The organism is Pseudomonas sp. PSB18, assembly GCF_014596565.1.
Lineage (GTDB): Bacteria > Pseudomonadota > Gammaproteobacteria > Pseudomonadales > Pseudomonadaceae > Aquipseudomonas.
Genome location: NZ_NOIN01000001.1, coordinates 884,085 through 908,680, shown reverse-complemented (window position 1 = coordinate 908,680; position 24,596 = coordinate 884,085). Strand labels below are relative to the sequence as shown.

The 24,596-nt window shown below is 60.6% G+C and carries 15 protein-coding genes; all 15 read left to right on the top strand.

Translation table 11 applies throughout. The features are described from left to right. Positions 1-8: 8 nt before the first annotated feature. Positions 9-1,574 carry a flagellar hook-associated protein 3 gene (locus tag CGA22_RS03995; protein ID WP_041023361.1) on the top strand — a complete coding sequence of 522 codons (1,566 nt, stop codon included), beginning with the start codon at positions 9-11 and terminating at the stop codon, positions 1,572-1,574. 181 nt (positions 1,575-1,755) lie between these two features. After that, positions 1,756-5,334 carry a glycosyltransferase gene (locus tag CGA22_RS03990; protein WP_041023362.1) on the top strand — a complete coding sequence of 1,193 codons (3,579 nt, stop codon included), beginning with the start codon at positions 1,756-1,758 and terminating at the stop codon, positions 5,332-5,334. Positions 5,335-5,408: 74 nt separating this feature from the next. Further along, positions 5,409-8,330 (top strand): glycosyltransferase family 2 protein, encoded by a 2,922-nt coding sequence (locus CGA22_RS03985; protein ID WP_041023363.1) that lies wholly within the window; start codon positions 5,409-5,411, stop codon positions 8,328-8,330. A gap of 297 nt (positions 8,331-8,627) precedes the next feature. Continuing rightward, positions 8,628-9,398, top strand: coding sequence for a glucose-1-phosphate cytidylyltransferase (gene rfbF, locus CGA22_RS03980; RefSeq protein ID WP_041023364.1), 771 nt, complete (start codon positions 8,628-8,630; stop codon positions 9,396-9,398). After that, positions 9,380-10,453, top strand: a complete 1,074-nt coding sequence (gene rfbG / locus CGA22_RS03975; RefSeq protein WP_041023365.1) for a CDP-glucose 4,6-dehydratase — start codon at positions 9,380-9,382, stop codon at positions 10,451-10,453. Before rfbF ends, rfbG begins: the two co-directional genes overlap by 19 nt. Further along, entirely contained in the window at positions 10,446-11,765 is a 1,320-nt protein-coding gene (gene rfbH, locus CGA22_RS03970; protein WP_041023366.1) for a lipopolysaccharide biosynthesis protein RfbH, read from the top strand. The genes rfbG and rfbH overlap by 8 nt, the downstream gene beginning before the upstream one ends. Next, a complete protein-coding gene (locus tag CGA22_RS03965) occupies positions 11,765-12,460 on the top strand; it encodes a sugar phosphate nucleotidyltransferase (protein ID WP_041023367.1) in 696 nt (231 codons plus the stop codon). Before rfbH ends, CGA22_RS03965 begins: the two co-directional genes overlap by 1 nt. Beyond that, positions 12,457-13,824: a CBS domain-containing protein gene (locus CGA22_RS03960; protein ID WP_188258482.1), complete on the top strand. Its 1,368-nt coding sequence runs from the start codon at positions 12,457-12,459 to the stop codon at positions 13,822-13,824. Before CGA22_RS03965 ends, CGA22_RS03960 begins: the two co-directional genes overlap by 4 nt. Beyond that, the gene (locus CGA22_RS03955; RefSeq protein WP_041020330.1) at positions 13,821-15,722 is read left to right on the top strand and encodes an N-acetylneuraminate synthase family protein; all 1,902 of its coding nucleotides are present in this window, start codon (positions 13,821-13,823) and stop codon (positions 15,720-15,722) included. Before CGA22_RS03960 ends, CGA22_RS03955 begins: the two co-directional genes overlap by 4 nt. Positions 15,723-15,766: 44 nt before the next feature. Continuing rightward, positions 15,767-17,554 carry a thiamine pyrophosphate-binding protein gene (locus tag CGA22_RS03950; RefSeq protein ID WP_084213690.1) on the top strand — a complete coding sequence of 596 codons (1,788 nt, stop codon included), beginning with the start codon at positions 15,767-15,769 and terminating at the stop codon, positions 17,552-17,554. Between the two features lies 1 nt (position 17,555). Next, positions 17,556-18,317 carry a TylF/MycF/NovP-related O-methyltransferase gene (locus tag CGA22_RS03945; RefSeq protein ID WP_041020331.1) on the top strand — a complete coding sequence of 254 codons (762 nt, stop codon included), beginning with the start codon at positions 17,556-17,558 and terminating at the stop codon, positions 18,315-18,317. Continuing rightward, positions 18,310-19,374 carry an FkbM family methyltransferase gene (locus CGA22_RS03940; protein ID WP_041020332.1) on the top strand — a complete coding sequence of 355 codons (1,065 nt, stop codon included), beginning with the start codon at positions 18,310-18,312 and terminating at the stop codon, positions 19,372-19,374. Before CGA22_RS03945 ends, CGA22_RS03940 begins: the two co-directional genes overlap by 8 nt. Next, entirely contained in the window at positions 19,371-20,003 is a 633-nt protein-coding gene (locus CGA22_RS03935; protein WP_041020333.1) for a class I SAM-dependent methyltransferase, read from the top strand. The genes CGA22_RS03940 and CGA22_RS03935 overlap by 4 nt, the downstream gene beginning before the upstream one ends. Before the next feature lie 38 nt (positions 20,004-20,041). Next, positions 20,042-20,959 carry a nucleoside-diphosphate sugar epimerase/dehydratase gene (locus CGA22_RS03930; RefSeq protein ID WP_177329213.1) on the top strand — a complete coding sequence of 306 codons (918 nt, stop codon included), beginning with the start codon at positions 20,042-20,044 and terminating at the stop codon, positions 20,957-20,959. A gap of 114 nt (positions 20,960-21,073) precedes the next feature. After that, complete coding sequence (locus CGA22_RS03925) at positions 21,074-24,583, top strand: glycosyltransferase (RefSeq protein ID WP_177329214.1); 3,510 nt, start codon at positions 21,074-21,076, stop codon at positions 24,581-24,583. Positions 24,584-24,596: the final 13 nt, after the last annotated feature.

Below are 24,596 nucleotides of genomic sequence, written 5' to 3'. Positions count from 1 at the left end.
CGTAGCCCATGCGCATTTCTACCTCTCAGTTTTACGAAAGCACGGCTGCGAACTACCAGAAGAACTTCGCCAATGTGGTCAAGACCAGCGAAGAAGCCAGCAGCCTGGTGCGTATCAACACCGCCGCCGACGATCCCGTAGGTGCTTCGCGTCTGCTGCAACTGGGTAACCAGGCCTCCATGCTGTCCCAGTACGAAACCAACGTCAGCACGATCAAGGCAACCCTGGGTACGACTGAAGCGGTGATGACCAGCATCAATAACGTGCTGCAGCGTGCCAAGGAACTGGCTGTGAGCGCCGGTAACGCCGGTTATACCGATTCAGACCGTAAATCCGTCGCCTCGGAACTGGGTTCGATCGAAGACCAGTTGCTGAGCCTGATGAATACCAAGGATGAAAACGGCAAATACATCTTCGCCGGCTCCAAGGGTGATGTCGTGCCGTTCACCCGCAACGGCGATGGCAGCTACAGCTACAACGGCGACCAGATGACCCTGGACCTCCCAGTGGGCGACACCATGTCGATGGCCACCAACAGCACCGGTTGGGAAGTGTTCCAGCAAGCCATCAACACCAGCCGTACCCAGGTCACCATGACCGCTCCGGCGGTGGATGATGGCCGTGTGGTACTGACCAACGGCCAGGTATCATCCGCCGTTACCTACAACAGCCAGTTCCGCAGCGGTGAGCCGTATACCGTAGAGTTCGCCAGCGGCACCCAGTTGAAAATCACTGATTCAAGCGGTAACGACGTGACCGCCGAAGCCAGCCAGGGCGGCGTCATCACGCCCAATACCCAGGCCGGGCAGAACGTGAGCTTTCGCGGCGTCGACCTGACCCTGAACGTCAACCTGAAATCCGGTGACGTTGCCGGCGCCGTGTTGCCCGGGCACACGTTCACCCTGGCCGCCAAACCCGACACATTCGCCGTGGCGCGTAGCCCGGGCAACTCCACTGCGACGCAGATCACCGGCAGTCAAATCACCGATCCGGTTGCCTACCACGCCAGTTTCCCGACGGGTTCGGCGGTGTTGAAGTTCACCAGTGCCACGGACTTCGAACTGTACGCCGCGCCGCTGACCAGCAGTAGCCAGGTGATTTCCAGCGGAACCCTGGCAGGCAACGTCGCCACCGCTTCAGGGGTGAGTTTTACGCTCAATGGCGCGCCGGCCGCCAACGATCAATTCAGCATTGCGGTCAATACCCACGAAACCCAGAACATTCTGGATACCGTGAACCAGCTGAAGGCTGCTTTGAGTACACCGGTCGAGGGCGACGCGATTGCCGGTCAGAAAATGCTTGCGGCGCTGGCTTCCGGCATCGGCAACCTGGCCAGCGGTACGGATCAGTTGACCAGTGGGTTGAGTTCGGTCGGTGGTCGTGGACAAGCGCTCGATAACCAGTCCGACACCAATCAGAGTTTTGTCCTGGCCAACTCCCAGACCCAGTCGGCGATTCGCGATTCCGACCCGGCCGAGGTGATGACGCGCCTGACGTTGCAACAAACCATGCTGCAGGCATCGCAACTGGCGTTCAGCAAGATCACCCAACTGGGGTTGTTCAACAAGATCTGATGAGCAGGTAATACCGCTCGTTTGAAGTATTGGCTGTACCTGTGGCGAGGGATTCATCCCCGTGGGGCTGCGTAGCAGCTCCACGACACGAGGTGCAGGATTGAGGGCCGCTCTGCAGCCCAACGGGGATGAATCCCCTCGCCACAAGGGTCGGAACACCGGCCGGCCGAGAGTCTTTCGCGTGAAACCAACACCTCTTGTCAGTATCGTCATTCCCGCATTCAACCCTCGCTTTTTTCGCGAGTCACTCAAGAGCGCCCTGGACCAGGACTACGATAACCTCGAAATCATCGTATGCGATGATTGCCCCGGTGACGACATCCGCCAGATCGTAGACGCATTGCAGGAAACTTCCGGCGTTGCGGTGCGTTATCTGCGCAATCCCCAGCGGCTGGGTTTCCAGCAGAATCTGTTGCGGTGCCTGGAAGAGGCGAGCGGGGAGTACATCAAGTTTCTCTGCGATGACGATCAGTTGCTCGGTGCCTGCGTGCGTCAACAGGCGCAGGCCCTGGACGAGCATGCCGATGCCCGGTTGGTCATCAGCAAGCGCCACTTCATCGATGCGGACGGTTACGTCTTGCCGATTCGCCTGGAGAACGTCGGCATCGCCCTGTTCGAAGGGCTGTACAAGGGCGACGACCTGTTGGCCTACATCGAGTCCACGCCACGCAATATCTTCGGTGGTTTTTCCGGCGCGATGATGCGCCGGGTCGATATCGAGTCCCTGTTGCCAGCATTGGCCCAGGCCGGCCAGGGGTTTGTCGCATTGCTCGACCTGGCATTGTTCATCTGCCTGCTCCGGCGCGGCAACCTGGTGGAGCGGTGCAGTCTCGACAGCCTCGAACGGTTGTATCCGCAGCGGCTGTCCCACCGTCCTGACATGGTCAATGCCGCACCCGTCGAGTGGACGTGGCTGGCCCAGATGTTGGCTGAACGCAGTGGCGAATCCGCGCCAGCGTCGGGCTGGATCCGCTATCAGACCCTCGATCAGGTCAAGCCAGGCCAGCCTCACGACTGGGAAGAGTTGAACCTGAATTCGTTGATGGCCAGTCGACAAGCTGTCGTCGGTTATCAGGTTGGCACCGACACTGAGAGTTACGACGAGCTTTACGCCCAATGGCTGGAGTGCCGACGGTTCGACGCGGCGCGCCAACGGGTGGTCCTCCATCAAGTCGAACTCTGGCCCCGGCGCCCGGGTATCGTGCCTGTGGTGTTCGATTTCGAGGAAGACGCCGAGGCGGTGGCGCTGACCCTCGACAGCATCGCTGGGCAACTCTATGCCAGCGAGCCGGTGCTGCTGTTTTCCAACGGACGCGGCGCAATCGAAGGCAATGTGCTGCGCATGGCGCTGCCCACTGACTGGGTGCGTGGCCTCAATGACATGCTGCCGCGACTGGACGGCGCCGACTGGTTCTATCTGCTGCACGCCGGTGACCGACTGCGGGAATCGGCCTTGCTGGTGCTGGCCGAACGGATCAATGCCATGCCCGGTATCGCTTGTGTCTACAGCGACGAAGGCGCGCTGGAAGACGGCAAGTCTTCGGAGCCGATCTTCAAGCCGGATTTCAATCTCGACCTGATGCGAGCCTACCCCTATGTGGGCAGGACCTTGGCCTTCGCTCGTGAGCGGGTACAGGCGCTGGGTGGCTTCGATGCGGATCTGGGTGAATTGGCGCCCCATGACCTGATCTGGCGCCTGGTGGAAACCCAGGGGCCGCAGACCATCGAGCACCTGGCGGAAGTCCAGGTGGAGTCGACCCTGGCCTTCGCCCAATGGCTTTCGCAGCCGCAGGTGATCGAGCTGAGCCCCAGGCTGGTGGCGGCGCATCTGCAGCGTCTGGGCGTTGAACATCGGTTGCATCCGGGGCCGTTGCCGTTGATCCCGCGGATCGAATACCTGCACCCCGAACGCCCGCTGGTGTCGATCATCATCAGCGTCAAGGATCAACTGGCGGCGCTGGAAAATTGCATCAGTAATCTGCTGACCACCACGGCCTACGAACGTTACGAAGTCATTGTCGTCGACAACGGCAGCGAAGCCGCCGAGATGCGCAACTGGCTGACAGCCATGGCAGAGCTGGGCAGCGACAAGTTGCGGATTATCGCCCCGGACGAATTGGGCAACGAAGCGCAGCTGCGCAATTTTGCCGTCGGGCAAGCGCGCGGCGATTACCTGCTGTTGCTCAGTCCGTTCTGTGTGACCCATGACGCGGCCTGGCTGGATGAATTGCTGAACCATGCCCAGCGCCCGGAAGTCGGGATCGTCGGTCCGCGAACTCTGAATCTACAGGGGCAGGTTATTGACTCGGGCCTGGTGTTGGGGCTCGATGGCTTGGCCGGCCGGCCGTTTGCGAACGAACAGGTCACCGCCGGCGGTTATATGCAACGTTTGCAGGTTGTGCAGAATTGGAGCGCCGTGAGCGGCCATTGCCTGTTGGTGCGCAGGGCGGTATTCGATAGCGTCGGGGGGCTGTCGCCTGCCATTGAAACGCCAGGCATCAACTTCCTCGAGTTGTGCCTGGAGGTCGGCAAGCAAGGGTATCTGGTGGTGACCACGCCTTATGCCAACGTGGTCCTGACACCCTCTGCCGGGAGCGCGCGCGAAGCGTCCTGGAAGCAGCGCGTGGAACAGGAGCAGGAATCGTTCTATCAGCGCTGGTTGCCCTGGATCGCCAACGATCCGGCCTACAACCGTAACCTGAGCCTGGCCGGCAACAGTTTTGGCCTGGCGCCGGGCCAACGCACCGGCTGGAATCCTTTATACAGCCGTCCGCTGCCTTCGGTCCTTGGCCTGGCCCTCAACAGTTCCGCCATCGGCCATTACCGCGTGAGCCAGCCGCTGATCGAACTGCGGGCAACCGGGCGGATCGTCGGACGGGTGTCCTATGAGATGCCGTCGATCATTGAGATCGAGCGCCAGTCACCGGATGTGATCGTGCTCCAGGGGCGCTACAACAGTGGCAAGTTCAACGACATCGTCCAGGTGAAAACCTATTCCAACGCCATGCGCATCTACGAACTCGATGACTATGTGGCGAAGATTCCTGAAAAGAACGATCACACCCGCAACATGCCCGACGACATCGTTAACCTGTTGGAGCGCGGCATTGCCCTGTGTGATCGGGTGGTGGTCTCGACGTTTGCCCTGGCGGAGGCATTGTCCGGTCTTCATCACGATATCCGCGTAGTGCCGAACATGCTGGCGCCGCATCTGTGGCATCGGCTGACCAGTCAGCGCCGTACGTCGATCAAGCCCCGGGTGGGTTGGGGCGGCGGTACCAGCCACCGGGGAGATCTGGAAATCATTGCCGAGGTGGTACGCGAGCTGGCCGATGAAGTCGAATGGGTCTTCTTCGGCATGTGTCCGGATTCCCTCAGGCCCTATGTGCATGAATACCATGCTGGCGTGCCGCTCTCGGAGTATCCGGCCAAGCTGGCGAGCCTGAACCTGGACCTGGCCCTGGCCCCGCTGGAGCAGCATATTTTCAACGACTGCAAGAGCAACCTCAGGCTACTGGAGTACGGGGTTTGTGGGTACCCGGTCATCTGTACCGATACCGAAGCCTATCGGGGTCATCTACCCTGTACCAGGGTGAAGACCAACAGCACGCAGGAATGGCTGGATGCGATCCGCATGCACCTGTCCGACTCACAGGCCAGTTATCGGATGGGTGACCAGCTGCGCGAAGTGGTGCTGCGCGATTTCATGTTGCGCGGTGACAACCTGCGCTATTGGGCCGATGGCTGGTTGCCGGATTGATGATCCGACCAATGCCGCAACGTGCCATGAACATAATGCCGCCAATTGGGCGACTCGCTCGTTAAGGAATTCATATGCAACGCAGTATTGCCAATGATTCATCCGCTCCGTTGAACGAGCGCTTTACCCTGGTCCTGTTGTCCCATGAGCAACCGCAAGCGTTGCGCCGGGCGTTGCGTTACTACGCCGATTATCCCTGTGCCCAGCTCGTTCTCGATTCGTCCGCCGAGCCGGATGCCGACAGTGTGGCGGCATTGTCCGGCGTGCGTTATGTGCATCGAGCCGAGGCCGGTCACTTCGCCAACAAGCTGCGCCAAGGGCTCGAGCATGTGAAGACGCCTTACCTGGCGTTGATCGACGTGGACGCTTTCTTGCTGCCGGGAGCCCTCGACCAGTCGCTGGAATTCCTGGCCGGTCATGACGATTATTCGGCGTGCCAGGGTTATGCACTGACATTCGAAGCCCGTGCTTCCCATGTCGACTATTACCGCAGGGATCGCAAGGGCGTCGAGGACTTCGTCGATCCGTCCGCCCAGGAGCGGTTGGCCGCGTATGCCGGGCATTGCCTTTCATTGATCAATGCCGTCAGCCGGACCGAAGTAGTCCAGCGCTGGTATGCCGCGTTGCCGGCGGATTTAGATCCGGCCTGGCAGGAACTTGGCCATGGTTGTGCGCTGATGGCGGCGGCCAAGGTCCATGTTCTGCCGATCCCTTATGGGGTGCACGCCCTGGAAAGTCCTGCGACCCTGGAAGCCAGCCAATTGGCCGCGGTGCTGAGCTATCGTGATGCGGGCACCGTAGCGTTGCGTGAACGCTTGGTGGCGGCCCTGGATTCGACATTCGGGTTGGGTCAGGGGACGCTTTCACAAGCAGTGGAAAGCCTGGAGGAAATGGGTAACTATCTGAGCCAGCGTGCGGCTTTTGCCCTGGCCAAGCTGTTCGAGGCGGCCTGGCACTCCCAGTTGCAAGGGCCCATCTGCCGTTTCGAGCCGACGCAGTTCGTCGAGCTGCCGTTCTACAACCAGCCGTTTTTCGAATCCCTGTCCAAGCTTGAATTCCTGATGCACGCGATACCTGCCGGGCGTGTGCAGTTGAAGGAGCTGGAAGCGGTGCTGCTCAAGCAGAAAGAGCTGGCGCGGCCGCAGCGCAACACCAGTGCCGAGCCGCTCAATGAGCGGCTGCTCAAAGCGTTCATGCTCAATGCCTTCAATCGCGACGTGGTGTGCTCGTTGGCCACTCTGCTCGAGGAAGGGGGGGCCCAGGTCGAGGCGGAACGGTTGAGCGAGTGGGCACAGCGCCTGGAGAGCGTGATGCTGCAGGACCACTCCAGTCTTTTCGAAACCATGCGGTCCGGCCGTTTGTTGCGCTGGCTCGATGGGCGTGAGCCGAGCACTGGACAGGTCCAGCAGATCAGCCAGTACCTGGCGGGCCACAAGGGCGGGCCGACCTTCGGCATCCTGCTCCTGGACCTGGAGGCAGATTTCACCCGCTTGCAGGCTACCTTCGACAGCGTGATCAACGGTGCCTGTCGGGCGTTCAAGATCGTTGTATTCACCACCGGCGACCTGCCGGCCGAAACCACCGTCCATAACACCCTGCATTTCGTCAAAGTCACCGAAAGCAATTATGTCGACAAGATCAACCAGGTCGTGGGTCAGATTGATTGCGACTGGGTGGTCCTGGCCGAAGCGGGGGATGAACTGACGCCATCCGGTCTGATGCATGCAAGCCTGGAATTGCTCGACGCACCGCAATGCCGGGCCGTGGCGATGGATGAGTTCCAGCGTCAGCCCGACGAAACCCTGGTCGATGTGTTCCGCCCCGGCTTCAACCTCGATCTGTTGTTGAGCGTGCCGTCATTGATGGCGCGGCACTGGCTGGTTCGCCGCGAGGTGCTGGTGCAGGCCGGTGGTTACTCGCGCGAATTCAAGGATGCACTGGAGTTCGAGCTGCTCCTGCGCTTGATCGAGCAGGGCGGCATGGGGGGACTGGCGCATCTGGACGAAGCGCTGTTGGTTTGCCAGGCAGTACCGGAGGGCGACAATGCCGACGAGCGCAAGGCCTTGCTGCGCCACCTTGCTGCGCGAGGCTATAAGGCTGATGTCGGTTCGGTGGTGCCGGGTATCTACAAGATCGACTATCGCTTTATCGAGCGCCCGCTGGTATCGATCATTCTTCATGGCGAGGGCGAGCTGGTGACGTTGCAACGTTGCATTGTCAACGTCCTTCAACGTACCCGCTACCAACGTTTCGAGCTGCTGGTGGCCGAGCATCCGGTCCATGGCGCAGCGTTGAAAGACTGGCTCCGCAGCCAGGGGCACCAGGCCAGTCGCGTACGCTTCATCGAGGTGGAGCCTGGGCTTGCCACGGCGACGCTGATCAACCAGGCCAGCCAACAGGCTAAGGGCGAATACCTGCTCACCCTGGCAGTGGACAGCGAAGTCGTGAACGTCAACTGGATCGAGCTGTTACTCAACCATGCCCAGCGTCCGGAGGTCGGTGTGGTCGGTGCCAGGCTGATCGACCGGCAGGGGAAAATTACGCAGGCTGGCCTGATCCTGGGCCTCAACGGTGTGGTGGGTTCGGCTTTCGTCGGCGAACCTGCGGATGCCCGGGGCTATATGAACCGCCTGGTGGCGGAACAGAACTGCTCGGCAGTGTCCTTCACCTGCCTGATGATTTCCACACAGCTGTTCCAGGCACTCGACGGTGTAGACGATACAGTGTTCGCCGAGGGGCTGGGAGATGTGGATCTGTGCCTGCGAGCCGCACAAGCCGGTTACCTCACGGTGTGGACGCCTTACGTCCAGGTCGTCAACCCGGGCAGCTTGTCGTCCTCGCCCGAGGCTCGTCAGGCACTGCTCGGCAAGTGGCAGGAAGCCTTGGCGCATGACGCCAACTACAACGGCAACCTGGACTTGAGCGGTTCCGGCTACACCCTCGGTCCGGTGACCCAGGTGCCATGGCCTGTGCTCATCGGACAGGCCGGCGCGTAAGGTATCGGCTCTACGGCGACTGAATCACCGCCATTGCGAGCAGGCTCGCTCCCACAGGGTTCTACTGTGTCCCTGTGGGAGTGAGGCAGCTCGTGAAAGCAGTCAATCTTCTTCTTTCCTTCCTTCCCTCCCTGAATTCCCTTTCTAGCCTCAAGGCCCCGTAATATTGGGCTTCCAGCCAGTGGCACCATAATTGCTTTCTCAGTTATCAGCGCCTGTATTACCGGCAGGGACGCCGAATAATTGGCGTCTCTTGTGAGTAGTGGAGCGTCTTTGACGCTGATGAGAGAGAGACATATGAAGGCAGTAATTCTGGCTGGAGGACTGGGCACTCGCATCAGCGAGGAGTCGCATCTCAAGCCCAAGCCGATGATTGAGATTGGTGGCAAGCCAATCATCTGGCACATCATGAAAATCTACTCTCACTACGGCATCAACGACTTCGTGGTCTGCCTGGGCTACAAGGGTTACGTCATCAAGGAGTATTTCGCCAACTACTTCCTGCACATGTCGGACGTGACGTTCGACATGGCCAAGAACAGCATGCACATCCATCAGGGCAAGGCCGAGCCGTGGCGCGTCACCCTGGTAGACACAGGTGAGGTCACCGGTACTGGCGGCCGCCTGAAGCGCGTGCGCGAGTATCTGGGCGACGAGACGTTCTGCTTCACCTATGGCGACGGCGTTTCCGACGTCAACATCCGCGAGCTGATCGAATTCCACCAACAACACGGCAAACTGGCTACGGTCACCACCGTCCAGCCACCCGGCCGCTTTGGCGCGATGGAGCTCGAAGGCGCGTGCGTCAGGGGCTTCCAGGAAAAGCCCCAGGGCGATGGTGGCTGGATCAACGGCGGCTTTTTTGTGCTGGAGCCTGCTGCACTCGATGGCATTGAAGACGACACCACCACCTGGGAATACGAGCCGATGCGCAACCTCGCGCGACAGGGGCAGTTGATGAGTCATCTGCACCGTGGTTTCTGGCAGCCGATGGATACGTTGCGCGACCGCGTCTTCCTTGAGGAGCGCTGGAACAGCGGCCAGGCCGAATGGAAACTCTGGACTTGAACGCATTCTGGATGGGTAAAAAGGTTTTCCTGACCGGCCATACGGGCTTCAAGGGTGGTTGGCTGGCACTGTGGCTGCGTCAGTTGGGGGCTGAGGTCCGCGGCTATGCGTTGCCCGCTGAAACCACACCTGCCTTATGGTCCGTCGCAGGCGTGGATGCGGCGATCCCCGGTGATCTGGCCGACATCTGTGACGGCGCCGCGCTGTCGTTGGCACTTCGGGCATTCCAGCCGGACGTGGTCCTGCATCTCGCCGCGCAGCCCCTGGTACGCGAGGCTTATCGCAATCCCGTCCAGACCTATGCCACCAACGTCATGGGCACGGTCAATCTGCTCGAAGCCGTTCGTCATTGCCCCAGCGTACGGGCGGTGGTCGTGGTCACCACTGATAAATGCTACGAAAACCGCGAGTGGGTCCTGCCCTATCGCGAATACGACGCCTTGGGCGGCTTCGACCCGTATAGCAACAGCAAGGCGTGCGTCGAATTGCTTTGTGCCTCCTATCGCAATTCGTTCCTGCAGGACGCCGGCATCGCGCTGGCGACGGCTCGGGCCGGCAATGTCATCGGCGGTGGTGACTGGTCGCCGGAGCGGCTGGTGCCGGATATTTTCCGCGCCTGGCAGAACGATGAAGAAGTGGTGCTGCGGTATCCACAGGCAACTCGTCCCTGGCAACACGCCCTCGAGCCGCTGATGGGTTACCTGATGCTGGCCAGGGCGCTGGTGGAGGACGGTGAGCGTCACGTCGGCGCCTGGAACTTCGGTCCGCAGAGCGACAACGTCGCGACAGTCGAAACCATCGTCGGCCTGCTCGCCGGGCAATGGCCGACGCCGGTGCGCTGGACAGTCGATCCTCTGGCACAACCCCACGAGGCCGGCTTGCTGGCGCTCGATTCCAGCAAGGCGCGCGAAGAACTCGGCTGGATGCCGCGCTGGTCCCTGGCGACCAGCCTCGAGCGCACGTTGGCCTGGCACTTGGCCTGGCAGAGCGGCCAGGACATGCACACCTTTACCCGCAAGCAGATCGCGGATTACCAAGGCGATATCCATGAGTGAAAGTACTACGCAGTTGCGCCAACAAATTGTCGAGCTGGTGGGGCGTTACGCGCAGTCGGCGCTCGCTCCGCAGGTGTTCGTGGCTGGGCAGAGCAGTGTGCCGCCGGCCGGTAAGGTCATTGGCGCCGCGGAATTGCAATCGATGACCGAGGCGGTGCTGGATGGTTGGTTGACCACCGGCCGGTTCAACGAGGCCTTCGAAAAACGCCTGGCCCAATACCTGGGGCGTCGTTGCGTGCTGACCACCAATTCGGGGTCATCGGCCAATCTGCTGGCCTTTTCCGCCTTGACCTCCCCACGCCTGGGAGACCGCGCGATCAAGCCCGGCGATGAAGTGATTGGTGTTGCCGCCGGCTTCCCGACCACCGTCAACCCGATCCTGCAATTTGGCGCGGTACCGGTGTTCGTCGATGTCGAACTGGGTACGTACAACATCGACCCGGCCAAGATCGAAGCGGCCATCGGACCGAAGACCAAGGCCATCATGTTGGCCCATACCTTGGGCAACCCTTATGACCTGGGTGTGGTGCGGGCGCTGTGCGACAAATACAAACTGTGGCTGATCGAAGACTGCTGCGATGCCCTGGGTTCGACCTACAAGGGCCGGATGGTCGGTACCTTCGGCGACATCGGTACCTTGAGCTTCTACCCGGCGCACCACATCACCATGGGCGAGGGCGGCGCGGTGTTCACCGACAGCCCGCTGCTCAAGCGCATCATGGAATCGTTTCGCGATTGGGGCCGCGACTGCTATTGCGAGCCCGGTCAGGACAACACCTGCAAGCAGCGCTTCTGCAAGCAGATGGGCGAGCTGCCGGAAGGCTATGACCACAAGTACACCTATTCGCACCTTGGCTATAACCTGAAGATCACCGACATGCAGGCCGCCTGTGCCCTGGCACAGATGGACCGGGTGGAGGATTTCACGGCCGCGCGCAAGCGTAATTTCCGCTGGCTCAGCGAGCGGCTGGCCAATTGCAGCGATTTCCTTATCTTGCCCGAGGCCACCCCGGACAGCGACCCTTCGTGGTTTGGCTTTCCCGTGACCCTGCGCGACGGCTGCGGCATCAAGCGCGTCGAGCTGCTGCGCTATCTGGACAGCCAGAACGTCGGTACACGGTTGCTGTTTGCTGGCAACCTGGTGCGCCAGCCTTACATGCTGGGCCGTAACTTCCGCATCAGCGGTGAGTTGACGGTGACCGACAAAATCATGAACGACACCTTCTGGATCGGCGTCTGGCCGGGACTGGGCGAAGAGCACCTGGGCCATGCGGCACGCTGCCTGGAACATTTCTTCGGGCTGGATCGCTGATGCGCGCCTACGTCCTGTGTGGTGGTTTCGGCACTCGCCTGAGTGCCGTGCTCCAGGGCTCGCAGAAAGCCGTGGTGGATATCCACGGCCGGCCGTTCCTGGCGTTGGTGCTGGCGGAGCTGAAGCAGGCCGGCGTGAGCCAGGCCGTATTGTGCGCGCACTACCGGGCCGATCAATTGGCCGAACTGCTGCCGTCCCTGATGGCCGAAACCGGCCTGGATCTGCAGATTGTGGTCGAGGAACAGCCCATGGGCACTGGCGGGGCCATCCTGCACGCCTTGCAGCAAGTGCCACCTGAAGGACGCTTCCTGGTGCTCAATGCCGACACCTGGCTCGACCGTGGAGCTTATCGGTTGGCCATGACCGCCCCAGGCGATGTGCTGGTGGGTGTGGAGGTCGACGACCGCTCTCGCTACGGCAGCCTGCAATGTGCCGAAGACCTGCAACTGCTGGCGCTCAATGAAAAGGGCTTATCCGGACCGGGCATGGTCAATGCCGGCGTCTACGCATTCACGGCCGACGCCTTGCAACACTGCGTCGTCCAGCCCTGCTCGATGGAACAGGACATCCTGCCGATGCTGATTCGGCGCCGCTCGCTCAAGGTCTGCGCCTATAGCGGACCCTTCATCGATATCGGAACGCCCGACGCCTTGAATGCATTCAAGTCGGGGTTCGAGGAGGCCATCCAGCCATGAACCAACTGGCCAGGACACAAACCGTCTACATGAACCAGACCATTCTCGACGCCGTAGAGTGCATCGAGACAGGCGATCTGCAAATCGTCTTCGTGGTCAACGAACACTGGCATCTGGAAGGCGTGTTGACCAACGGTGACCTGCGTCGTTATCTGCTTCAGGGCGGTGAAACGAGCGTACCGGTTACCGAGTGCATGAACACCGCCTACCGTTCGGTCAAGGTCGGTGCTTCGCGCGAAGAAATGCTCAAGATCTTCGATCTGAGCTACAACGCGATTCCGGTGGTGGACGAGGCCGGTTGCCTGGTGGACGTCGTTACGCCCGCGCGGCTGGCCGCCAACCAGGAAGTGCCGGTACTGGCCAGGGCGAGGGCGCCAGTGCGCATGAGCTTCAGCGGCGGCGGTTCGGACCTGACCTATTACTTCGTGGAGAACCCGGCGGCGGTGCTCAGTTGCACCGTCGGGCTGTATTCCCATGCCACGTTGATCCCGCGGACCGACAGCGTGATCCGGATCTTCTCCGAGGACCTGGGAACCCGCGAATCCTATGATTCCCTGGATGAGCTGCTGGAGCATGCCGACAAAGGGCTGCTGGCAACCATCGTGTCGGTGATCCAACCCAACTATGGGCTGGACCTGTACATGCGTTCCGATTTCCCGGTGGGCTCGGGCCTGGGCGGTTCGTCGGCGGTTGCCACGGCGGTGATCGCTGCGTTCAACGAGTTGCGTCGCGATCGTTGGAGCACCTATGAAGTGGCGGAACTGGCCTTCCAGGCCGAACGCCTGTGCTTCGGTATCGCCGGTGGCTGGCAGGACCAATACGCATCGGCGTTCGGCGGCTTCAACCTGATCGAGTTTCGCGAGGGGCGCAACCTGGTTCATCCGATCCGTCTCGAGGACTCGATCTGCAACGAGTTGGAAGAGTGCCTGGTGCTTTGCGATACCCGTATTTCCCATGACTCCGGCAAGCTCCATGTGCAACAGCGCGCGGAAATGAGCAGCAAGAGTGAGCAAAGCCTGCTGCTGACCGAAAGCGTGTCGCTGTGCCGGCGCATGCATCACCACCTGATTCGTGGCGAGCTGCATGATTTCGGTCGCTGCCTGCATGAGGGCTGGATGCTCAAGAAACAGTTTTCCCAGGCGGTCAGCGACAGTGTGCTTGACCAGATCTACGAGTGCGCCGTGGAAGCGGGCGCCCTGGGCGGCAAGTTGTTGGGCGCCGGTGGCGGCGGTTTCTTCCTGTTCTTCGTACAACCCCAGCACCGCCAGGCCGTGACCGAGAAGGTCAGAGCGCTTGGCTGCCGAACCACTGATTTCCGTTTCGAATCCAGCGGTGTCACTTCCTGGCGGACCAAAATTCAATGAGCAAGCCGATCTTCAGCATCGATGGCGTGACCATCGGTGAGCAACACACATTTGTCATCGCGGAAGTGGGCAACAACCACAACGGCTCGGTGGAACTGGCCCGGCAACTGGTGGATGCGTCCATCGAGGCGGGTGCCGACTGCGTGAAGTTCCAGCTGCGCAATCGCGAGGCGCTGTACCGTACCAAGGCCGACGGCTCCCGGGCCGAAGACCTGGGCGTGGAATATATCCAGGACCTGCTGGATAAAGTCGAGCTGAGTGTGGATGAGCATCGACTGATCCGCGAGTACTGCGCGCAGAAGGGCATCAGCTACATCTGCACGCCCTGGGACGAGCCGAGTGTCGATGTGCTGGCCGGCTTTGACGTCCCGGCGCTGAAAATCGCCTCCGCCGACCTGTGCAACCCGTACCTGATCGCCAAGGCCGCTTCGCTGGGCAAACCGTTGGTCCTGTCCACCGGCATGTCGTTGGAACACGAGATTGTCCGGGCTATCGAACAACTCAAGGGCCTGGGTGTTCCTTTCGCTCTGCTGCACTGCAACAGCACCTACCCGGCTCCGGAAACCGATATCCAGCTCGGTTACCTGGCGCGTTTGCGCCAGTTGCATGACCTGGTGGGATATTCGGGCCATGAGCGTGGCACGGCCATCAGCATCGCCGCAGTGGCATTGGGCGCCAAGCTGATCGAGCGTCACATCACCCTGGATCGTAGTATGGAAGGACCTGACCATCTGGCGAGCCTTGAGCCCGAAGAGTTTCGGCAACTGGTGGAGGGTATTCGCCAAGTCGAGAAAGCCCTGCCGTGGACCGGGCCAGGGCGCCATGCCAGCCAAGGGGAATTGCTCAATCGCGAGAACCTGGGCAAGAGCGTAATTGCGGCGCGGGCTATCGAGCCTGGCGAAACGTTCTCCCAGGACATGCTGCGCGTTGCGAGCCCCGGCCAGGGCCTGCCGCCGTATCGGTTGGCTGACTTGTTGGGCAAGCAGGCCGGACGTGCCATTGCCCAGGGCGATTTCCTGTTCGACAGCGACCTGGTCGCACAGCAGGAGGTTCGTCGTGAATACGCCATGCCGATTCTCTGGGGCGTGCCGGTGCGCTACCACGACTTTCTGCAATACGACCAGTGGATCAAGCCCGACCTGTTCGAATTCCATCTGTCCTATCGCGACCTGAGCGTGGCGCCGCAGGCCTACCTGCGTACCGTCGAATGCTCGCGTCTGGTAGTCCACGCACCCGAACTGTTCGAGAACAGTGAGTTGCTGGATCTGGCGGCGGACGACCTGGACTACCGCCAGCGCTCCATCGTCAACCTGCAGCGGGTGGTGGATGCGACGTTGCAGATCGCCGAGTTCTTTTCCAAGGCCGATTCGTTGCTGATCGTGGCAAACGTCGGCGGCTTCTCGGCCGACGAACCTTTCCCCCTCAGCCACCGGGCCGAACTGTATCGGCGTTTCCGTGAGTCCTGCGCCCAGATCGACTTCGGTCGCACCGAGTTGATCCCGCAGAACATGGCTCCGTTCCCCTGGCATTTCGGCGGGCAGCGTCACCAGAACATTTTCATGATGCCCCAGGAACTGGCCGAACAGGCCAAGGCGATGAACATGCGCCTGTGCCTGGACCTCTCGCACCTGCAAATGGCCTGCTTCCATTTCGGCCTCGACTTCCAGGCTGCCCTGGCCTTGCTGCTGCCGCATTCGGCGCACCTGCACGTGGCCGATGCCAAAGGCAGCAACGGCGAAGGCGTGCTGATGGGCACCGGGGACGTGGACTGGCCGGCGACCTGGGCGCAGCTCAAGCAGTATCCGCAGGTGAGTTTTATTCCCGAAGTGTGGCAGGGCCACAAGGATCATGGTGCCGGGTTCTGGTCGGCGCTTGAGTTTCTGAACGAATTGAATTGAGCCGAGCGCTCGGCGAATTGGGGTTTTGAGAGATGAGTACCAAAATGCGTGTAGCTGACTACATCATGAACCGACTGGCGGAACTGGGCATCAAGCAGGTGTACTTCCTGCCAGGTGGCGGCGCCATGCATTTGAACGACGCCTTGGGACGTCATCCCGACCTCGAGCCGATCCTGTGTCTGCATGAACAAGCGGCCGGCATTGCTGCCGAAGCGGCCGGTAAGCTCACCGGCGGACCCAGTGCCTGCATGACCACCTGCGGGCCGGGGGCTACCAACGCCGTGACGGCGACCCTGGGCGCCTGGCTTGATTCCACTCCGGTGTTCTTTATTTCCGGACAGGTGAAGACGGCTGACCTCAAGGCCGGGACCGGCTTGCGGATGCTCGGCGTGCAAGAGGCCGACATCGTCTCTATCGTGTCGTCGATCACCAAGAAAGCGGTGACCCTGACCGATCCGCTGGCGGTCGCGGAGGTATTCGATGAGCTGGAGCATGCCGCCCTGACCGGGCGTCGTGGCCCGGTGTGGCTGGACGTACCGCTGGATGTCCAAGCGGTGCAGATCGATCCAACGCAGCTGCGCCGTGCCCAGTTGCCGCCGGTGGCCGCAGCCGTCGATGTCAGCGAGTCGGTGAACCGCACCTTGGAATTGCTCAAGGCTGCCAAGCGTCCGGGCATTATTGCCGGTAGCGGTATTCGCATGGCCGGTGCTGTCGAAGCTTTCAATGCACTGATGGAATCGGCGGGCGTCCCCGTCATGCCGACGTGGCTGTCCATGGACCTGATCGAAGACGAGCATCCGCTGTTTGGCGGTCGCCCGGGTTCGATCGCGCCGCGTTGGGCCAACTTCACCCTGCAGAATTGCGACCTGCTGATTGTGTTGGGCTCACGCCTGGACATGGCGCTCACGGCCTACAACCATGCGCATTTCGCGCCGTATGCCAAGAAAGTCGTGGTCGACATCGATCCGGCGGAAATCGCCAAGCTGCAGATGCCGGTCGAGGTCAAGGTCGTGGCCGACGTCAAGCCGTTCATCGAAGGCCTCGCTACGGCGGTCAAGGCCGCCGGGCTGCCGGATTACTCCGCCTGGCGGGCGCAGATCGCGGCCTGGCGCGAGCGTTATCCACTGCTGCAACCCGAGCACGCCGACGACAGCGAAGGCGTGAGCATGTATCACTTTACCGATCGCCTGTCGGACCTGTTGAGCGAAGGCGATGTGATTGCCCCCGGCAGCTCCGGGTTCGCGTCCGAATTGTTCCTGCTCAACCTGCGCCTGAAGAAGGATCAGCGCTGCTTCCACAACCGCGGCACCGGCTCGATGGGCTTCGGCGTGCCGTCGGCCATCGGTGCCTGCCTGGCATCCGGACGTAAGCAGACGATCTGTGTCGAAGGCGACGGCGGCGTACAACTGAACATCCAGGAGCTGGCCACCCTGGCCGCGCAGAACCTGCCGATCAAGTGCTTTGTGATCAACAACCAGGGCTACGCCTCGATCCGCACCTCGCAGAACATGCACTTCAAATTGCTGGTGGGGGCTGACGATACCAGCGGCCTGAAGCTGCCCGACTTGCAGCAGTTGTCCGCTGCCTACGGTGTCGGCTATGCCCGCATCGAGGCCCACGAGGGGCTGGACGCGGCGCTGACCGATGTACTCGAGCGCAGCGGCCCGGTGATCTGCGAAGTGTTGGTGCAAATCGAAGAAGCACGGGTGCCACGGGTCATGACCCGTATCAATGAACAAGGCAAACCGGAAACCGGCGCGTTGGAAGATCTCTATCCGTTCCTGCCGCGTGATGAGTTCCACGCGCAGATGGCGATCTCGGAGCGCAACTGACATGGCCTGGTTGAAGAGAAAGCTGACCGGTCTGAGCTATCGCTATTTGCGTGGTACGGTTTCCTGGGCACATGCCAAGTCGCCAGAAATCCGTCATGAGCGGCTGTTGCCGTATTCGAGCTATGCGCCGTGGTGCCAGGACCAGGCGTTCGAGCAGGCTTTGGGTTTGGTCGAGCGCAACACCTTGGTGGACAAGTACCGGTTGTTCGAACTCTGGTCCCTGGCCCGCCAACTCGATGACTTGGAAGGCGACTTCCTGGAAGTGGGGGTCTGGCGAGGCGGTTCGGGTTGTTTGTTGGCGTTGGCAAGCCAGCGGCCGGGTCGCAAGGTGTTTCTGGCCGATACGTTCACCGGTGTGGTAAAGGCCAGTCACCTGGATACCGGCTACAGCGGGGGTGAACACAGTGACACCGATATCCAGCGTGTCCAGGCACTGGCGGCACGCTGCGGTGTGACCGAGCGTGTGCAGATCCTCGAAGGCATGTTCCCGGAGCACAATGCCGAGCATGTCAGCCAGCGGCTGGCCTTCCTGCACATCGACGTGGATGTCTATGAGTCGGCTCGCAGTGTCTTGGAATGGGCAATGCCGCGCCTGGCTCCCGGTGCTGTGGTGGTGTTCGACGATTACGGCTTCTATGGCTGCGAAGGTGTGACCCGGCTGGTCAACGAGTTCATGCAGGGTAATCGCGACTTCCGCTTTATCCACAACCTCAACGGTCATGCCGTGCTGATCCGGGTGGCGTCGGGAGAGCACCATGTTTGAAGGCCAACGCTTCGAACATGTGCTGGTCTACGGTGCCCGACTGGCTGGACAGCGGGTCCAGGCTTATCTGGCAGAGCAGGGCATCGGCATCAGCGCGTTTCTGGATCGTGATGCGTCCCTGGAACAAGTCGATGGCATCCCTGTTGCCAATGCCCGGGATTGGGCTCTCGGGCACGACCCAGCCAGTGCCTGTGTGATTATCGGCCTGTTCAATAATTACGTGGATGTCGGCGAAGTGGTCAGCCAGCTGCAAGCGTTGGGCTACGGCCGGGTGGTCAGTCTTGTGGAGTTCGTGCGGCACTTCCCCGAAGGACAGCCGTTTCGTTACTGGTTGGTAGACCCGCGTTATTACGAAGCTCACGCTGAGCGGATCGCCAATCTGCGCGAGCATCTGGCTGACGAGACCAGCCGGCAATTGCTGGACCGAATCGTCGAATTCCGCACCTCGGGTGACTATTCGCGGTTACCTTCGCCTTCGCCCCGGCAGTATTTCCCCGAGGATCTTCCGAACTGGCCACAGCCGCTGCGTTTTGTCGATTGCGGGGCCTACACCGGCGACACCGTTCAGGAAATGCGCAGTGCGGGGCTGGTCTTCGAAGCTGTTGCCAGTTTCGAGCCGAACCTTGAGAACTACGCAGTGCTGGTGCCTAACCTGAGTGACCTGCACGCGGTGAATTTTCCTTGTGGCGTTTCTGACGGCAACCGGCGTATCGGCTTCGACGGCGCACTGGGAGCAGGTGGGCATCTGGTTGAGTCGGGTGGGGAAACGGTGACATGCGTGCGTCTGGACGATGCGTTGCCAGGCTTTGCTCCGAACCTGATCAAAATGGACATCGAAGGCGAAGAGCCCGCGGCGTTGGAAGGCGCCAGGAACATGCTGAACCAATACCGGCCGAACCTGGCCATCAGCATTTATCACCGGGCGGAGCATCTGTGGAGCATCTTCGAGCAATTGCAGAGCTATGGCTTGCCATACCGTTATTATCTGCGCTGCCATGCCCACAGCAGCTTTGACACCGTGTTGTACGCCGTAAACAGTCTTGAGGTTGCGCAATGAGCCAGGCAGAAAAATCGAGCTATTGGGATTCGTTCTACAGCAGTCGCAAAAGAGGTGCGCCGGCCTATCCGTCGCAATTCGCGGCGTTCGCCGTCAATGAATTGGCCGATGTCGACGGTGTGATCGAGTTCGGTTGCGGCAATGGCCGCGACAGCGAGTTTTTCGCCGCCTGTGGCTTCGATCTGCTTGGGCTCGATGCGTCGGTGGAGGCCATTGAGCTGTGTCGTTCGCGCAGCGCTCACGAACATACGCGTTATGTGCAGTGCCTGGCCGGCGCGGCCAGGGACGAGATCAAGGGATTTCTTGAGAACAAGCGCAAGGTGGCGGTGTATGCGCGGTTTTTTCTTCATGCGATCGATGAGAGCGAGGCCGGCGCATTCCTGGATCTGCTCAGTGTGCTACTGCCTGCGCAAAGCCAGGTGTTTTTCGAATACCGCACAACCGACGATGCCGAACAGGAAAAGATCTTTGGCACCGACCACTACCGGCGTTACGTGGATCATCGGGTCATGGTGGCGGACATCGAGCGCGCCGGCTTTCATGTGACGTACCAGATCGAAGGCCGCGGCCTGGCGAAGTTTCGTGACGAAGATGCCAAGGTCGGCCGCTGCGTCGCACTGAAAAAATAGCATCGTTGAGGCGCATGGGCGCACCCGGGGAAGGCATCATGGATCTGCAAGGTAAGAAACTCATACTGTTCGGTGCGGGCAAGAGTGGCGGGCTGTTCATCGAACAGAACCGCGATCTGGATATTCTGGCAATCGTCGATAATGATCCTCAGAAGCAGGGGCAGGCATTTTTCGGTTATCCGGTAATTGCGGCCGATCAGATTGCCGTCAGTGGTTGCGATGCGATCGTCATCACCAGTGTCTGGTCGCAAAGCATCCTGGCCCAACTCGAAACCCTGGGGCTGGGTGGCATACCCACAATCATCCCCGGCAAGCGCGAGATGAAGGGCATGCGCGATGTGCATCCGTTCTCCCATCCACCGACCAAGTCCATCGCCGAAGCATTGGTGGTGACCCTCGGCGCACTGACGGACGCCGCCGGCATCGATTTGTATCTGGATTTTGGCACGCTGTTGGGGGCGCTGCGCGAGGGTGATTTCATCGCCTGGGACGATGACATCGACTTTTCGGTCAACGATGTGCAGTTCGAGGCGCTGGTGGCACTGGTGCGTAGTAATAAGCAGCGTCTGCCGCAGCGTGACGGGGTAGTGTGGAACATCGAATTGATCGCCACCCACGGTTTTGATTTCGCCATTCGGATCACCTGTGACAATGCCGAAGGGGCCGACGAGATTATCCCATTCGAAACCGACATTGCCCGGCGCGTGCGCCGCGACGGTTCGGCGGTAGTGATCGGCGCCATGCCCGAATGGTTCTGCCCGCAAGTGCATTTCGACGGCTTCGATGCCATCCAACTGTTCGGTGCTGCGTTGAAGGCCCCCAACGATGCCTTCGGCTATCTGGACTTTGTCTATGGTGACTGGCGCGTGCCGAAAAAGGACATGTCGTTTGCCGATTACAACCATTCCGGTGAAGTGGTGTTCGAGCATTACGATAATTCGATCAGACAACTCTGATCGGAACCGCTTCGCGGCCCAGTGGTAATAACTCCCCTCGCCACAAAGGGGAAATCACCTATCCAGATAATGACTTGTGGTTTCCATGTGGCTTCAGAACGTCAGGAGCGTTTGATGCATCGTTCGTTATTTGCCGAAAGGCCGAGCCCCTATTACATCCTGGCGCCCGATTACCGGCGCAACTCGGCTGGCATTCGTGTGCTGCACATGCTCTGCGATGCGTTGATTCGCTCCGGCTATGAAGCCTACATTTCCGCGGCGGTCGGGAACCCCCGCTTGATGACGCCACGCCTGACCAATGATGTCACTGCCTTGCACAAAGCGCAGAAAATCGAGCCGATCATCATCTATCCTGAAGTCGTGGACGGCAATCCCATGGGCGGTAATGTAGTCGTGCGCTACTTGCTCAACCAGCCTGGTTTTCTTCGGGCCGTCAGCCCCTACGACGAAAACGACATCCTGTTTTCCTACACACGTGAGTTGCTGCAACCGGGTATGGCACAGGATCGTGTGTTGTATATGCCGGCTGTCAACATCAGCATCTTCTGCCCACCGACGGACCCGGCCCAGCGTATACCAGGCAAGATCTGCTACTACCAGGGCCGGCAGGGCACGGCACTCATCGACCCAGCATTGCTGGGCCCGGATTCGATAGAAATCACTCCGGGAAGCCCGGGCTCCTGGGAGGAGTTGGCGGCGGTTTTCCAGCAGTGCGAGTTTTTCTATTGTTCGGAACCCTCGGGGCTGGCGGCTGAAGCGGCGTTGTGCGGCTGCGTGGCAGTTGTGATTCCCAGCCAATACGCCCCCCGACCGCTGTCCAATCATGAAAACAACAGCTACGGCGTAGCCTGGGGCAACACACCGCAGGCCATCGAGACGGCACGTCAGACCCTGCCGCTGTTGCGACAGAGTCTGTTGCGACACCAGGAAAACTTTTGGGCTTCGCTCGATCATTTCATCGAGGTTACCCAGGATGCCGTGGTGGCCTACGCGCAGCGTCCCGACAAGAGCCAGGATGCTCATTGGCTGTCTTCCCGCCAGCCAAACGCGGTGCAGCGACTGTTGATCGATGAACATCTGAAACGTAGTCAGGTGCCTGTCCTCGGAGTGATCATCCTGGATCCGGACGGTGCGCTCCAGCGTCTGAACGATACCCTTGAAAGCCTGGCGCAATATGAAGGTCTGCCCGCATTATTGCAGCCGGTAGTATTGACCGCTGCCGATATTCCCTGTGATGACAAACGGGTTTTCCGGCTCGACTCGCTCGATACGGTCGCCACCTTGAACCGAGTGATCAACGAACAGGCCTTTGATGTGTTCATCATTGTCCGGGCCGGCGAAACCTTCACTGCCGGCGGCCTGCTCAGTGTGGTGCTGGAGCTGACCGCTGCGCCTGATTGCCGGGCGATCTGCGCCGACGAGGTCATGCGCTTCGAGGATGGCAACCTGAAGCTGGCGCTGCGTCCGGATATCAACCTTGACCTGCTGCTCAGTTTCCCGGCCTGCATGGCGAGGCATTGGCTGTTGCGTCGGGATGTCTGGCAGGCAATGGGAGGTTTTGCGACCGAGTTTCCTGCGGCCTTCGAGCTCGAATACATTCTGCGCATGATCGAGACAGCCGGGTTTGAAGGCTTGGGGCACATGAGCGAGCCGCTGATCGTCGGCGACGTACTGTTGCTTGAGGACAATCCTCAGGAGCGGGCAGTCATCGAACGCCATTTACGCGCTCGTGGGTTTACGGCGCCCCAGGTCAACTCCAGGTTACCGGGACGCTATGAGGTGGATTACGGCCATGCGGTCGCACCTGCGGTCAGCATTCTGATCCTGGCGGACGGGCAACTGACGTATGTGCAGCGTTGCGTGGATAGCCTGCTAGAGAACACCGACTACGGCAATTACGAGTTGCTGTTGCTGGATCGTGGCAATGAAGACGCGGCAATGTGCAGTTGGTTATCAGGCATCGAACAGTTGGGGGTCGGCCATCTGCGGGTGCTGCGATTCCCTGCTGGGCTTTCACCCGAAGTGATTCGAAACCAGGCCGTGGATGAAGCGCGTGGTGAGTTTCTGCTGTTCCTGGATGCTGGCATCGGCGTGCTTACCCGCGACTGGCTGGAGCAGTTGCTCAACCACGCCATGCGTCCTGAAGTGGGCGGCGTCGGTGCCAAGCTGATCGCTGGCGATGGCACCATTCGCCATGCCGGGCTGGTGCTGGGTTCAGGCGGGACGGTTGCCAGCCCTTTTGCCCGGACGCCCGGTGACGGGGATGGCTACATGCAACGTTTGCAAGTCGACCAGAATTACTCGGCGCTAAGCGGACAATGCCTGATGGTACGACAGGAATTGTTTGCCGCCGTGGGCGGTTTCGACGAGGAGCTGGCCCCTTGGGCGGATGTGGACCTGTGTCTGAAACTTCAGCAGGCCGGTTATCTGAACGTGTGGACGCCGCGGGTGAAGCTGTTGATCGGCGAATCCACGGCGGTCGAGGCGACCTCGGTACAACTGGACCGTCTCTATCAGCGCTGGCTGCCGACGCTGGCCCTGGATCGTGCCTACAACCCGAATTTTTCACTGGCGCCCGAGCGCGCGTTCCATGTCGTCGAGTCGTCGTTGTCCTGGCGTCCGTTATCGAGCTTTGCCTCGTTGCCTACGGTACTAGCTCATGCAGCAGGCGAGCCGGACAGCGCCCGGCAACGGATTGTCCAACCGTTCAATGCCTTGCGTGAAGCGGGGATGTTGGACGGAGCGCTGTCCAGCCAGGCGTTATCAGTGGTGGATATCGTGCGGTACAACCCGGACGTGGTCCTGTTTCAACAGTATGTACAGACCGAGCAACTGGAAACCCTGCGCCAGGTAAAGGCGTTTGCTCGTTGCTTCAAGGTCTTTGACCTGGATCTGTACCTGCCCAACCTGTCGCCCAAGAGCCCGCATTATCGACTGCTGCCGACGGACGTGCTTGGGGCTTTGCGTCAGGGCCTTTCCCACATGGATCGGTTGGTGGTTTCCACCGATTTCATGGCCCAGGTTTTTGACGGTTTCAGCGCGGACATCAGGATTGTGCCGACCAGGCTCGATCCCCGCGATTGGGAAGGCCTGCAAGGAGGGCGCCGTTGCGCGGATAAGCCACGAGTCGGTTGGGTCGGCAGTCTGCACAATATCGGTGAGCTGGAAATGCTTGCCAATGTCATCAAGGAACTGGCAGACGAAGTCGACTGGGTGGTACTGGGAAGCTGTCCGGCACATCTGCGTCCTTTCATCCGTGAGCACCACGATGCGGTCGCGGTGGACGCATACCCGGCCAAGCTGGCTTCGCTGAACCTCGATCTGGCCTTGGCGCCGCTTGAGGACACCTTGTTCAATCGTTGCAAGGGCAATGGGCGGTTGCTGGAGTTCGGGGCGTGTGGAGTGCCAGTCATCTGCTCTGACATCGAAGCCTATCGCGGTGACTTGCCCGCCAAACGCGTGGAGAACCGCTTCGATACGTGGGTCGATGCCATCCGCGCCCATATCCAGGACCTCGATGCCGCAGCGGCGCTTGGTGATGCGCTACAGACTCGTATACGGCAGGATTGGATGCTCAATGGCGTCGCACTGGCGACGTGGCGCGACAGCTGGCTGGGCCATTGACCATGCGTGTGAG

What these genes read in the sequence shown, in the direction of transcription:
- CGA22_RS03995 (WP_041023361.1), top strand. Translation starts at nt 9, where the DNA reads ATGCGCATTTCTACCTCTCAGTTTTACGAAAGCACGGCTGCGAACTAC.
- CGA22_RS03985 (WP_041023363.1), top strand. Translation starts at nt 5,409, where the DNA reads ATGCAACGCAGTATTGCCAATGATTCATCCGCTCCGTTGAACGAGCGC.
- rfbF (WP_041023364.1), top strand. Translation starts at nt 8,628, where the DNA reads ATGAAGGCAGTAATTCTGGCTGGAGGACTGGGCACTCGCATCAGCGAG.
- rfbG (WP_041023365.1), top strand. Translation starts at nt 9,380, where the DNA reads ATGGAAACTCTGGACTTGAACGCATTCTGGATGGGTAAAAAGGTTTTC.
- rfbH (WP_041023366.1), top strand. Translation starts at nt 10,446, where the DNA reads ATGAGTGAAAGTACTACGCAGTTGCGCCAACAAATTGTCGAGCTGGTG.
- CGA22_RS03965 (WP_041023367.1), top strand. Translation starts at nt 11,765, where the DNA reads ATGCGCGCCTACGTCCTGTGTGGTGGTTTCGGCACTCGCCTGAGTGCC.
- CGA22_RS03960 (WP_188258482.1), top strand. Translation starts at nt 12,457, where the DNA reads ATGAACCAACTGGCCAGGACACAAACCGTCTACATGAACCAGACCATT.
- CGA22_RS03955 (WP_041020330.1), top strand. Translation starts at nt 13,821, where the DNA reads ATGAGCAAGCCGATCTTCAGCATCGATGGCGTGACCATCGGTGAGCAA.
- CGA22_RS03950 (WP_084213690.1), top strand. Translation starts at nt 15,767, where the DNA reads ATGCGTGTAGCTGACTACATCATGAACCGACTGGCGGAACTGGGCATC.
- CGA22_RS03945 (WP_041020331.1), top strand. Translation starts at nt 17,556, where the DNA reads ATGGCCTGGTTGAAGAGAAAGCTGACCGGTCTGAGCTATCGCTATTTG.
- CGA22_RS03940 (WP_041020332.1), top strand. Translation starts at nt 18,310, where the DNA reads ATGTTTGAAGGCCAACGCTTCGAACATGTGCTGGTCTACGGTGCCCGA.
- CGA22_RS03935 (WP_041020333.1), top strand. Translation starts at nt 19,371, where the DNA reads ATGAGCCAGGCAGAAAAATCGAGCTATTGGGATTCGTTCTACAGCAGT.
- CGA22_RS03930 (WP_177329213.1), top strand. Translation starts at nt 20,042, where the DNA reads ATGGATCTGCAAGGTAAGAAACTCATACTGTTCGGTGCGGGCAAGAGT.
- CGA22_RS03925 (WP_177329214.1), top strand. Translation starts at nt 21,074, where the DNA reads ATGCATCGTTCGTTATTTGCCGAAAGGCCGAGCCCCTATTACATCCTG.